The organism is Cellulosimicrobium sp. EB106-03-01-XG111, from assembly GCF_058792115.1.
Window position 1 is genome coordinate 88945 of sequence record NZ_JBYTEQ010000019.1, and the last position, 12258, is coordinate 101202.

10 protein-coding genes are annotated in these 12258 nt (G+C 74.4%); 7 read left to right on the forward strand and 3 right to left on the reverse strand.

Annotated features, from left to right (window positions below; all coding sequences use genetic code 11):
- Window positions 1-2: 2 nt before the first annotated feature.
- Both AC3WT4_RS15285 and AC3WT4_RS15290 read right to left on the reverse strand, forming a co-directional pair.
- Window positions 3-956: a universal stress protein gene (locus tag AC3WT4_RS15285; RefSeq protein ID WP_492315831.1), complete on the reverse strand. Its 954-nt coding sequence runs from the start codon at window positions 954-956 to the stop codon at window positions 3-5.
- 193 nt (window positions 957-1149) lie between these two features.
- A complete protein-coding gene (locus AC3WT4_RS15290) occupies window positions 1150-1797 on the reverse strand; it encodes a hypothetical protein (protein WP_257416410.1) in 648 nt (215 codons plus the stop codon).
- Between the two features lie 280 nt (window positions 1798-2077).
- Between AC3WT4_RS15290 and AC3WT4_RS15295 the strand changes: the two genes are divergently transcribed.
- The 7 genes from AC3WT4_RS15295 to AC3WT4_RS15325 all read left to right on the forward strand — a co-directional run bounded on the left by AC3WT4_RS15295 (window position 2078) and on the right by AC3WT4_RS15325 (window position 11423).
- On the forward strand, window positions 2078-4645 hold the full coding sequence (locus tag AC3WT4_RS15295; RefSeq protein ID WP_074810257.1) for an ATP-dependent Clp protease ATP-binding subunit: 2568 nt from the start codon (window positions 2078-2080) through the stop codon (window positions 4643-4645).
- A 519-nt stretch (window positions 4646-5164) separates the two neighbouring features.
- Window positions 5165-6286: an ABC transporter substrate-binding protein gene (locus AC3WT4_RS15300; protein WP_492315832.1), complete on the forward strand. Its 1122-nt coding sequence runs from the start codon at window positions 5165-5167 to the stop codon at window positions 6284-6286.
- Window positions 6283-7146, forward strand: coding sequence for an ABC transporter permease (locus AC3WT4_RS15305; RefSeq protein ID WP_400111785.1), 864 nt, complete (start codon window positions 6283-6285; stop codon window positions 7144-7146). Before AC3WT4_RS15300 ends, AC3WT4_RS15305 begins: the two co-directional genes overlap by 4 nt.
- Window positions 7122-7940, forward strand: a complete 819-nt coding sequence (locus AC3WT4_RS15310; RefSeq protein WP_492315833.1) for an ABC transporter ATP-binding protein — start codon at window positions 7122-7124, stop codon at window positions 7938-7940. Before AC3WT4_RS15305 ends, AC3WT4_RS15310 begins: the two co-directional genes overlap by 25 nt.
- A complete protein-coding gene (locus AC3WT4_RS15315) occupies window positions 7937-9343 on the forward strand; it encodes an LLM class flavin-dependent oxidoreductase (RefSeq protein WP_492315834.1) in 1407 nt (468 codons plus the stop codon). The genes AC3WT4_RS15310 and AC3WT4_RS15315 overlap by 4 nt, the downstream gene beginning before the upstream one ends.
- A complete protein-coding gene (locus AC3WT4_RS15320; RefSeq protein ID WP_492315835.1) occupies window positions 9340-10416 on the forward strand; it encodes an LLM class flavin-dependent oxidoreductase in 1077 nt (358 codons plus the stop codon). Before AC3WT4_RS15315 ends, AC3WT4_RS15320 begins: the two co-directional genes overlap by 4 nt.
- A 134-nt stretch (window positions 10417-10550) precedes the next feature.
- The gene (locus AC3WT4_RS15325; protein WP_492315836.1) at window positions 10551-11423 is read left to right on the forward strand and encodes a methyltransferase; all 873 of its coding nucleotides are present in this window, start codon (window positions 10551-10553) and stop codon (window positions 11421-11423) included.
- Window positions 11424-11522: 99 nt separating this feature from the next.
- On the opposite strand, the gene AC3WT4_RS15330 is transcribed toward AC3WT4_RS15325, so the two are convergent.
- A complete protein-coding gene (locus tag AC3WT4_RS15330; protein WP_455603746.1) occupies window positions 11523-12239 on the reverse strand; it encodes a uridine kinase family protein in 717 nt (238 codons plus the stop codon).
- Window positions 12240-12258 lie beyond the last annotated feature (19 nt).

A 12258-nucleotide genomic window follows, 5' to 3' on the forward strand; every position in this document is an offset into this window, starting at 1 on the left:
CCTCAGGCGTCGTGCGCGCCCGACGGGTGCGTCGCGTCCGCGGGTCGCACGACCGTGACCGGGCAGTGCGCGTACTCGACCGCGTGCCGGCTCACCGAGCCCAGGAGCAGCCGGTCGAACCCGCCGACGCCGCGGTTGCCGAGCACGAGCCGCTCGGCGCGCGACGACGCCTCGATGACCCCCTTCGCGGCGTGCACGTGCTGCACGCTGCGCACGAGGCGGTCGTCGGGCAGGTCGACCCCCGCCGCCTCGAGCGCGGCGTCGAGCTTCTGGGCGGCGAACTTCTCGTAGTCGTCGATGGGCGGCGTCCACCCCCACGAGTCGGGCAGGGGTGCGAGCGAGACGATCTGCCAGCAGAACAGGGCCTCGAGCGTCGCGCCCGTACGGCGCGCGACGTCGGCGCCGTGCCGCAGCGCCTGGACCGACGTCGCCGACCCGTCGACACCGACGACGACGGGCCGCGCGTGGTCGTGGCGCACGTCGGGCGTCCCGCGCACCACGGTCACGGGGACGGTCGCGTGCTGCACGACGGCGGTCGGCACCGACCCGAGGACCATGCGCCCGAGGCGGCCCCGGCCGCAGCGCCCGAGGACGAGCAGGTCGGCGTCGTCGCCGTCGGCGGCGTCGGGCCGCACGTCGTCCTGGGCGGGCTGCGCGACGCGCGGCTGGGCGAGGGCGAGCAGGACGGCCGCGGGGCTGCCGCGCTCGGCGACGGCCGTCGCGGTCACCACGTCCGGGCCGATCCCCGTGCGGGCGTACGCGGCGTCGAGCCACTCCTGGACCAGCGCGCGCTTCTCCTCGGCCACCGTGCCGGGGCCGTCGCCCGGTCCCTGCCGCGACTCGAACGCGAGCACGGCCGTCAGGGGCACCGCCCGGTCCGCCGCCTCGCGCAGCGCCCAGTCGAGCGCGCCGCCCGACTCCTCCGACCCGTCGACACCGACGATCACGCCGCGCATCTCGCCACCTCCGCCCGGTCGGCCGACCGCGTGCGCCGTCGGCGTGCTGTCCCGACGCCGTCGGGGGCGCCGGTGCTGTCTCGACCCTAGGCCGCGCGGGCGCGCCGCGCCCGGGACGGGCGTCCCGAGGTGGTGGACGAGAGTCCCGCGTCGCGTCGACACGGGCGGCGCGCGGCGCGCCGCGGGGAGGCGGTCAGAACCGCGGGTCGGGCTCGTCCTGGAGGATGTTGCGCAGGGGGCGGGTGACGACGTCGACCCGGGCGAGCAGGTCCGCCGGGCCCGAGACGACGAGCGCCCGGTCCCCGACCGGCACGTACACCGCGGCGTGCTCCCGCACGGTGACGTACAGGCAGGGGCGCGTCTCGCCGTCGACCCGGAACGTGGTGCGCACGACGGGCGCGACGTCCACCTCCTCGACGATCGCGCGCATCGCGGCGCGGTACTCCTGGTAGGAGTCGAGGAAGTCGTCGTCGCCGGGGGTGTCCGAGTGCAGCGGCGCGGCGAGCGCACCGCTGAGCGCAGTGCGGGCGATGTCCTCGGCCTGCTCGTCGTGCGCGGCCCGCACCCGCAGCGTCTCGACGTCGAGCGTCTCGCCCGTGAACGACACGTAGGAGCGCAGGAAGCGCTCCTCGGCAGGGTCGTGCGCGCCGTGACCGGCGCCCGTCAGCGTCTCCTCGTCGAGGTCGAGGCCCCAGGTGAGCGGGTCGTCGACCTCCGCGACGGCGCCGTGGAACCGGGCAACCACCTGCTCCCACGACGCGGCCGAGCCCGCGGGCCGTGCTCCTCGCTCGTCCGCGTCCGGTGCGGGTGTGTCCTCCGGCGGCTGGTCCGGTTGGTGCATCGCTCTTCGCCACCCTTCTGGACGTCGTGCGGGGCGCACTCCCGAGCCTGCCCGTGGCGCGGGCCGCGGTCAACGCCTCGGGCGCGTGTCGGACCGGGTGATCTCCTGCGTCGTGCCACCGGACCGTGCGGCAGGTCACGGCCCGACCCCTCTTTCACGCCCCTGGCGAACAACGGCATACGGAGGGGGTGCGGCTCGTTCGGACCACATAGAGTCAATGCGGTCAGGCTTGTACCCGTCGTCCGGCGGGCAGGTGTACGCCGCTCACGAGGAGCAGCACATGTTCGAGAGATTCACAGACCGAGCCCGTCGGGTCGTCGTCCTCGCCCAGGAAGAGGCGCGGATGCTCAACCACAACTACATCGGCACCGAGCACATCCTCCTCGGCCTCATCCACGAGGGCGAGGGTGTCGCGGCCAAGGCGCTGGAGTCCCTCGGGATCTCCCTCGACGGCGTCCGCACCCAGGTGACCGAGATCATCGGCGAGGGCCAGCAGGCCCCGAGCGGGCACATCCCGTTCACGCCGCGCGCCAAGAAGGTGCTCGAGCTGTCGCTGCGCGAGGCGCTCCAGCTCGGCCACAACTACATCGGCACCGAGCACATCCTGCTCGGCCTCATCCGCGAGGGCGAGGGCGTCGCCGCCCAGGTCCTGACGAAGATGGGCGCCGACCTCAACAAGGTGCGCCAGCAGGTCATCCAGCTCCTGTCCGGCTACCAGGGCAAGGAGCCGGTCGCCGCCGGCGGCCCCACCGAGGGCCAGCCGTCGGGCTCGGCCGTGCTCGACCAGTTCGGGCGCAACCTCACCCAGGCCGCGCGCGAGGGCAAGCTCGACCCGGTCATCGGGCGCAGCCTCGAGATCGAGCGCGTCATGCAGGTTCTGAGCCGCCGCACCAAGAACAACCCCGTCCTCATCGGCGAGCCCGGCGTCGGCAAGACGGCCGTCGTCGAGGGTCTCGCCCAGGACATCGTCCGTGGCGACGTCCCCGAGACGCTGAAGGACAAGCAGCTCTACACGCTCGACCTCGGCGCGCTCGTGGCCGGGTCGCGCTACCGCGGTGACTTCGAGGAGCGCCTCAAGAAGGTGCTCAAGGAGATCCGCACGCGCGGCGACATCATCCTCTTCATCGACGAGATCCACACCCTCGTCGGGGCGGGTGCCGCCGAGGGCGCGATCGACGCCGCGAGCATCCTCAAGCCGATGCTCGCGCGCGGCGAGCTGCAGACCATCGGCGCGACGACGCTCGACGAGTACCGCAAGCACGTCGAGAAGGACCCGGCCCTGGAGCGGCGCTTCCAGCCCATCCAGGTCGCCGAGCCGTCGCTCACGCACGCCATCGAGATTCTCAAGGGCCTGCGCGACCGCTACGAGGCGCACCACCGCGTGTCCATCACGGACTCCGCGCTCGTCTCCGCGGCCACGCTCGCGGACCGGTACATCAACGACCGGTTCCTCCCGGACAAGGCGATCGACCTCATCGACGAGGCGGGCGCGCGCCTGCGCATCCGCCGCATGACGGCCCCGCCGGAGCTCAAGGAGCTCGACGAGGAGATCGCCGAGGCGCGTCGCGAGAAGGAGTCCGCGATCGACGCGCAGGACTTCGAGAAGGCCGCCGGCCTGCGCGACAAGGAGAAGCAGCTCACCGCGAAGCGCGCCGACAAGGAGAAGGCGTGGAAGTCCGGTGACCTGGACACCGTCGCGGAGGTCGACGAGGAGCTGATCGCCGAGGTCCTGGCCATGGCCACGGGCATCCCGGTCTTCAAGCTCACCGAGGAGGAGTCCAGCCGCCTGCTCCACATGGAGGACGAGCTGCACAAGCGCGTCGTCGGCCAGGAGGCCGCGATCAAGGCGCTGTCGCAGGCCATCCGCCGTACGCGTGCGGGCCTCAAGGACCCGAAGCGCCCCGGTGGGTCGTTCATCTTCGCCGGCCCCACGGGCGTCGGGAAGACGGAGCTGGCCAAGGCGCTCGCCGAGTTCCTCTTCGGGGACGAGGACGCGCTCATCCAGCTCGACATGTCGGAGTTCTCCGAGAAGCACACCGTCTCGCGGCTGTTCGGCTCGCCCCCCGGCTACGTCGGGTACGACGAGGGTGGTCAGCTCACGGAGAAGGTGCGGCGCAAGCCGTTCTCGGTCGTCCTGTTCGACGAGGTGGAGAAGGCCCACGCGGACATCTTCAACTCGCTCCTGCAGATCCTCGAGGACGGTCGTCTGACCGACTCGCAGGGCCGGGTCGTGGACTTCAAGAACACCGTCATCATCATGACGACCAACCTCGGCACGCGGGACATCGCCAAGGGCGTCCAGACCGGCTTCAACGCCGGCGGCGACCTGGTCACGTCCTACGAGCGCATGAAGGCGAAGGTCAACGACGAGCTCAAGCAGCACTTCCGGCCTGAGTTCCTCAACCGCGTCGACGACGTGGTGGTCTTCCCGCAGCTCTCGCAGAACGAGATCATCCAGATCGTCGACCTGATGATCGCCCGTCTCGACGCCCGCCTGCGGGACAAGGACATGGGCATCGAGCTCACGCAGCCCGCGAAGCAGCTCCTCGCCGAGAAGGGCTACGACCCGGTCCTGGGTGCTCGTCCGCTGCGCCGCGCGATCCAGCGCGACATCGAGGACGTGCTCTCCGAGAAGATCCTGTTCGGCGAGCTCAAGGCCGGCGAGATCGTCCTGGTCGACGCCGAGGGCGAGGGCCTGCTCGGGGAGTTCACCTTCCGGGGTGTCTCGAAGGGCGAGCACGACCGCGGCCCGGTGAGCGTGGGCGCGGCCGCCGCGCTCGACGCCCCCACCGGCGTCTCGGTCCGCGACCTGCCCCCGACGGGCGAGCTGCAGGCCGGCGCGGAGTGACGCGCTCCTGAACGCCTGACACACGGGCCCCGATCCTCCTCCGGGAGGGTCGGGGCCCGTCGTCGTCCCGGCACCCCGCGCCCGCCGAGCAGGCGGTCGTGGCGCGTCCGGGGCGCCTGACGCGCCACCGCCGCCTGCTCGGCCGGCACGGACCACCTGGTCGGCCGGTCGGGCGGCGTTGCACGGCGTTACGTCCGTCCTTCTCGTGGGACAGGGGTCGACGCCCCTTTCGGGGGTGTGCGCTCGCTGGCACAGTCGCCGGCATGCAGACGACACCGGGGGGCCTCGTCGCCCTCCCCGCCACCGACGCCGGGCACGTGCCCGGCCTCGCGTGTCGTCGCGCCCTGCGTGCGCGCCTGCGCCGTCGGGCCGCGTGTCGTCCGACCGCGTGCCGCTGAGCACCTCGCCGCACCGACCGACGGCCGCCCCGGGCCGCCGTCGGGCCGTCCCACCACCTCCCGCGCGCGGCACCCGTGCGCCCTCGTGCGCTCTCGCGCGCTCTCCCTGAGAGGACCCGTCATGCCTGCTTCCCCGCTCCGTCGCTCGTCCGCACCACCCGGTCGCCGGAGGGCGACGGCCGTCGCGCTCGGTCTCGTCGCGCTCCTGGCCGCCGGGGCGTGCAGCACCGCCGAGGCGTCCGGGGGCGGCGACCCGGCCGACGGCGGCACGCTCGCCCCGGACGCCGAGCTGCCCACCGAGGTCCCGGAGGGCACGGTCCTGCGGGTCGGCGACCCGACGACGCAGAAGGCGTTCGAGCTCGCGGGCGACGACCTGGACAGCGACTTCTCGTTCGACATCGAGTGGGCCAACGTCTCGGGCGGCCCGGCGACGACGGAGGCGTTCCGTGCCGGGTCGCTCGACGTCGGGGCCGTCGCCGAGATCCCGCCGATCCACGCGACGTGGACGGGACTGGACGTGCAGGTCTACGCGTCCGTCTACCGCGAGAACTGGGAGGAGGCGCCGGTCTACGAGTTCGCAGGGGCGCCGGGGGTCGAGCTCGACTCGCTCGAGGACTTCCGCGGCCACCGCATCGCGTTCAGCCCGGGACAGGCGCAGGGCGCGATCGTGCTCAAGGCCCTCCAGGAGGCCGGGCTCACGCAGGACGACGTCGAGCTCGTCGAGCTCCCGAGCACGGGCGACGTGTACTCGACGGCCCTCGCGGCGGGCGAGGTCGACGTCGCACCGCTGGGAGGCACGCAGCTCTTCCGGTACCTCTCGACGTACGAGGCCGACGGCGCGACGTCGGTCGAGCACCACCTGCGCGACGACGCGTCGCACCTGTACGGCCCGACCGAGGTCGTGCGCGACCCGGCCAGGGCGGCGGCGCTGCGCGAGTACGTCGCCGCGTGGGCGGCGGCGAAGATCTGGGTCGCGGAGCACCCCGAGGAGTGGAAGCAGGGGTACTACATCGAGGACCAGGGGCTGAGCGAGGAGGACGCGCAGTACCTCGTCGACCACGCGCCGGTCCCGGACGTCCCGTCCGACCTCACCGTGGGCATCGAGCGCACGCAGGCGACGGTCGACCTGCTCGCGACGGAGCTCGACGAGCAGCCGCTCGACGCGGCCGACCTGTTCGACGTGCGCTTCGGCCCGGTGGCGGGCGAGGCGGCGGAAGCCGCGCGGGACGGGGGCGCGCCGTGAGCGCCGCGGTCGTCGACCGGGTCGACGTCGCCGTCCCGCGGGCCGACGCCGCGCCGTCGACCCCGGCGGACGTCCGACCGCGCGGCACGCGCCTCGGGCTCGGCCGGCCGGTCCCGCTCGCGGCGCTCGTCGGGGTCACGCTCCTCGCGCTCGTCTGGTCGGTGGGGTCCGCGACGGGGCTCGTCGACCCGCGCGTGCTCTCCGCGCCGTGGACGGTCGTGGCGACGGGCGCGGAGCTCGTCGCGAACGGCAAGCTCGGGGCACACCTCGGCGTCTCCCTGACGCGCGCCGCGCTCGGGCTCGCGGCCGGCATCGTCGCGGGCGTCGTGCTCGCGCTGGCCGCCGGGCTGAGCCGGGTGGGCGACGCGGTGCTCGACGGCCCGATCCAGGTCAAGCGCGCGATCCCCAACCTCGCGCTCCTGCCGCTGCTCATCCTGTGGTTCGGCATCGGCGAGGAGATGAAGGTCATCACCATCGCGCTCGGCGTGTTCATCCCCATCTACCTGCACACGCACAACGGCCTGCGGGCGATCGACAGCCGCTACGTCGAGCTCGCCGAGACGGTGCAGCTGTCGCGGTGGCAGTTCGTGCGCCGCGTCATCCTGCCCGGCGCGCTGCCCGGGTTCTTCCTCGGGCTGCGGTTCGCGGTCACGGGGTCGATGCTCGCGCTCGTCGTCGTCGAGCAGGTCAACGCGACGGCCGGCATCGGCTACATGATGGAGCTCGCCCGGACGTACGGGCAGACGGAGATCATCCTCGTCGGCCTCGTGGTCTACGGCGTGCTGGGCTACTCCGCGGACCTCGCCGTCCGCCTCCTGCAGAGGAGGGTGCTCTCGTGGCGGCGCACGCTGGAGGACTGACCGCGCCGGAGGCCCGCCCGACGACGCCGGGCGCGGCCGTGCAGGTCCGCTCGCTCGTGCGGTCGTACGGGGAGCAGCGCGTCCTCGACGGACTCGACCTCACCGTGGACGATGGCGAGTTCGTCGCGATCCTGGGCCGGTCCGGCTCGGGCAAGAGCACGCTCCTGCGCGCGCTCGCCGCGCTCGACCACGGGGTCGCGGGCTCGGGCGAGGTCGTCGTGCCGGACCAGGTGTCCGTCGTCTTCCAGGACTCCAGGCTGCTCCCGTGGGCGCGCGTGCTGGACAACGTGGTGCTCGGCCTCGACGCCGGCGGGCGCGGCCGGAGCGCCGCGCGGGACGCCGGCCGCGCGAGCCTCGCGGAGGTGGGCCTGGGCGGGCGCGAGCGCGCGTGGCCGAACGAGCTCTCGGGCGGCGAGCAGCAGCGCGTGTCGCTCGCCCGCTCGCTCGTCCGCTCGCCGCGGCTCCTGCTCGCCGACGAGCCCTTCGGCGCGCTCGACGCCCTGACGCGCATCCGGATGCACGCCCTGCTGCGCGACCTGTGCGCGCGGCACCGGCCCGCCGTCCTGCTCGTGACGCACGACGTGGACGAGGCGATCGTCCTCGCGGACCGCGTCGTCGTGCTCGACGAGGGACGGATCGCGGCCGAGCGCCGCACCGACCGGAGCTACGGCCCCACCGAGGCCCGCGACCCCGCGGACCCCCGCTTCGCCCGGCTCCGCACCGAGCTGCTCGACGCGCTCGGCGTCGTCCGTGACGCCCCGACGACCTCCGACCGGAAGGACACCGCCGCATGACCCGCCACGCCTCCTCGGGCCACCGACCCGGGCACCTGCACCTCAACGCGTTCCTCATGAGCACGGGCCACCACGAGGCGTCGTGGCGCCTGCCCGAGAGCGACCCGTCGTGGACGTCGACGAACATCGCGCACCTGCAGCGCCTCGCGCAGGTCGCGGAGGCGGGGAAGCTCGACTCGATCTTCTTCGCGGACGGCCCCGGGCTGCGGTCCGACGTCGGGCGCCGCCCCGCGGGCTCGCTCGACCCGCTCATCGTGCTGACGGCGATCGCGACCGTGACCGAGCGCATCGGGCTCATCGCGACGGCGTCGACGACGTACAACTCGCCCTACAACCTCGCGCGCCGCTTCGCGTCGATCGACCACGTCTCGGGCGGCCGCGCCGGGTGGAACGTCGTCACGACGGCCGGGCCGGAGATCGCACGCAACTTCGGGCTCGACGACCAGCCGGCGCACGCCGTGCGGTACGAGCGCGCGGCGGAGTTCCTCGACGTCGCGTTCCGGCTCTGGGACTCGTGGGAGGACGACGCCGTGCTCGCCGACAAGGCCGCGGGCGTCTGGGCGGACCCGGCCAAGATCCACGGGCCCGCGCACGTCGGCACCCACTTCTCCGTGCACGGCGCGCTCACGACGCCGCGCTCGCCGCAGGCGCGCCCGCTCGTCGTGCAGGCCGGGTCGTCCGAGGACGGCAAGGACCTCGCCGCGCGCTACGCCGAGGCCGTGTTCACCGCGCACCAGACGCTCGGCGACGCCCGCGCGTTCTACGCCGACCTCAAGGCCCGTGCGGTCGCCGTCGGCCGGGACGCCGACACGGTGAAGATCCTGCCGGGCATCGTCCCCGTCATCGGGTCCACCGAGACGGAGGCGCTCGCGCGGGAGCGCGAGCTCGACGAGCTCATCGTCCCCGAGTACGCGCGCGCCCAGCTCGCGAAGACGCTGCGGCTCGCGCCCGAGGACCTGCCGCTCGACCGCGAGCTGCCCGACGGCCTGCCCACCGAGGACGAGATCGAGGGGGCCAAGAGCCGGTACACGCTGATCGTCGAGCTCGCGCGCCGCGAGCGGCTCACGGTGCGCCAGCTCATCGGGCGGCTCGGCGGCGGGCGGGGGCACCGCACGTTCGCGGGCACGCCCGAGCAGGTCGCCGACGCGATCCAGGACTGGTACGACGCCGAGGCCGCCGACGGGTTCAACATCATGCCCGCGGTGCTGCCGTCGGGGCTCGAGCAGTTCGTCGAGCACGTGCTGCCCGTGCTGCGCGAGCGCGGCCTGTTCCGCACGGAGTACGAGGGCCGGACGCTGCGCGAGCACTACGGGCTCGAACGACCCGCGAACCGCTACACGGACGCGGCCCCCGCCGCGTCGTCCGACGGCGGGGCGCGAGTCGTCGAGGGGGCCTTCGCATGAGCGCGGAGCACCTCTGGTACATCCCGAACCAGGTGCGGCCCGGGCACCGCGGCGACGACACGGCCGAGGACCACAACAGCCTCGGCACCCTGACGAGCCACGCGCACGCCCTGGAACGCCACGGGTTCGCGGGCGCGCTGCTCGGGACGAGCTGGGGGCGTCCCGACACGTTCACGGTCGCGACGGCGCTCGCGGCCCGGACCACGACGTTCGAGCCGCTCGTCGCGATCCGGCCCGGGTTCTGGCGGCCCGCCCACTTCGCGTCCGCCGCCGCGACGCTCGACCACCTGAGCGGCGGTCGGCTGCGCGTCAACATCGTGTCCGGGACCGACGGGCAGGAGGCCTACGGCGACGGTGAGGCCGACCCGGCGCACCGCTACGCCCGCACGCGCGAGTTCCTGCAGATCGTCCGCAGGCTGTGGACGCAGGAGGAGGTCACGTACGCGGGCGAGCACTTCTCCGTGACGCGCTCGTCGCTGGGGCCGAGGCCCGTCGTCCGCGGCGAGCGCGCCCACCCGCGGATCTACTTCGGCGGCGCCTCGGAGGCGGCGGAGCGCGTCGCGGCGACCGAGGCCGACGTCCAGCTCTTCTGGGGCGAGCCGCTCGACGGGATCGCGGAGCGCATCGACCGGCTGAGGCGGTTGAGCGCCGACCTGGGCCGTGAGCACGCACCGCTCGAGTTCGGGCTGCGCGTCACGACGTTCGTGCGCGACACCACCGAGGAGGCGTGGGCCGACGCCGAGGCGAAGGTCGCGCAGCTCGCGGCCCGGTCGCCGGAGCGCGAGGCGTGGTCGGCCCGCGACCGGGGGCGCAGCGCCGCCGTCGGGCAGCAGCGCCTGCTCGACCTGGCCGAGCGGGGCGAGGTGCTCGACGACAACCTGTGGACCGCCCCGGGCCGGTTCGGCGGCGGGGGAGCGGGCACGACGTGGCTCGTCGGCTCCGCGGAGGACGTCGCGAAGTCGCTGCGGCGCTACGAGGACCTCGGCGTGACGCACTTCGTGCTCTCCGACACCCCGTACCTGCGGGAGATCGAGCGCCAGGGCACCCAGCTCCTCCCGCTGCTGCGCCCCTGACGGCCACCGCGGCCCCGATCGACCCGTGCGTCGTGAGGTCGACCCGCTGCGGGTCGATCTCCGACGCGCGGGTCGACCTCGTGCCGCGGAAATCCCCGCGCGGACGCGCCCCGGCCCGGAGTACCGTCCGGGACGTGGACCAGAGCGGGCTCGACGCCCTCACCGCCCGCCTGCGCGCCGCGGGGTGCGTCTTCGCGGAGGACGAGGCCGCGCTCCTCGCCGAGCGGGCCGACGACGCCGCGCACCTCGAGGCGCTCGTCGCGCGCCGGGTCGCGGGCGAGCCGCTCGAGCACGTCCTCGGGTACGTGGACTTCCACGGGCTGCGGGTCGCCGTCGACCCCGGGGTGTTCGTGCCGCGCCAGCGCACCACGCTGCTCGTCGACGAGGCGGTCGCGCTCGGGCGGCGGGCCGGGCGCCCGGCGCAGCTGTCCGACGGCGGCCCGGGCAGCGGCCCCGGCGGTCGTCGGGGGGGTGGCCCAGACGGCCGGACGGTCGTCGTCGACCTGTGCTGCGGCGCCGGGGCGCTGGGGCTCGCGACCGCGGTGGGCCTCGGCGGCGGCACGACCGTCTCGCTGCACGCGAGCGACGTGGACCCGGCTGCGGTCGCGTGCGCGGCGCGCAACGTCGCGGCCGTCGGCGGGACCGCGTCCGCGGGCGACCTGTTCGACCCGCTGCCGCCCGGTCTGCGCGGCCGGGTCGACCTGCTCCTCGCCAACGTGCCGTACGTGCCGACGACCGAGATCCCGCTCCTGCCGCGCGAGGCACGCGACCACGAGGCGCACGTCGCCCTCGACGGCGGCGGCGACGGGCTGGACGTGCTGCGCCGCGTCGCGGCCGAGGCGCCCGCCTGGCTCGCCCCCGGCGGCCACCTGCTCACCGAGTCCGGCGAGCGTCAGGCGGCGGGCGCCGTCGCCGTGCTCGACCGCGCCGGGCTGGTCCCGCGCGTCGTCCGGGACGACGAGATCGGCGCGACGATCGTCGTCGGGACGCTCCCCGCCGAGACGTGAGAAGTGGCCCCCGGGACGCGCCTGCGAGGGGCCATTTCTCACGTCTCGTCAGACTTCCGCACGCGCCGGTGGCGCCGGTCGAGCTCGCCGGGGTGACGCCTACGCCGAGGCGGGTCGCAGCAGCGCGCGGATCTCCTTCTCGGCCTGCGTCGGCGTGAGCGCGCGGCAGCCGAGCGACTCCCAGTGCCGCACGAGCGCGGGCTCGGCGCGCAGCAGCGCCCACCCGCGCCGGAACAGCGTGAGCGGCGGCTTGCGCATCTCGGCGAGGTCGCGCAGGAGGCGGAACCAGAACGTCACGAGCCGGGGACGGTACAGGCAGATCGCGTCGGCCAGGACGTCCTGCGCGCGGCAGGCCGCGACGATCTCCGCCGCGAAGATGCCCTCGGCGAGCACGACGCGCGAGCCCGTGACGTCGACGTGGGTCGTGCCGGTGCGACGCGACGTCGGGATGTCGTAGACCGGCACGTCGGCGTGGCCCGTGCGCGCGAGGTCGACGAGCGCCGCGACCGCGCCCTCGGCGTCCCACGAGCGGGGGTCGTCCCAGTCCACGATGCCGAACCGCTGCGGCAGGTCGGGATGGTCGTGGTCGAGGTAGAAGTCGTCGAGCGCGACGACCGGGAGCCCGAGCCGGCGGGTGAGCGACGTCTTGCCCGAGCCCGACGCCCCGGTGAGCAGCACGATCCGCGTCGGGACCTCGCGCGACCCGGGCGGGAGGTCGAACAGCGCCGGGTCCCCGGCGGGTCCGGTCGGCACCGGGTCGGTCCGGGTGGCGGCGTCGGTGGGACCGCCGTCGGCGTCGTGCTGAGGGTCGCTCACGGGACACCATTCTCGCAGC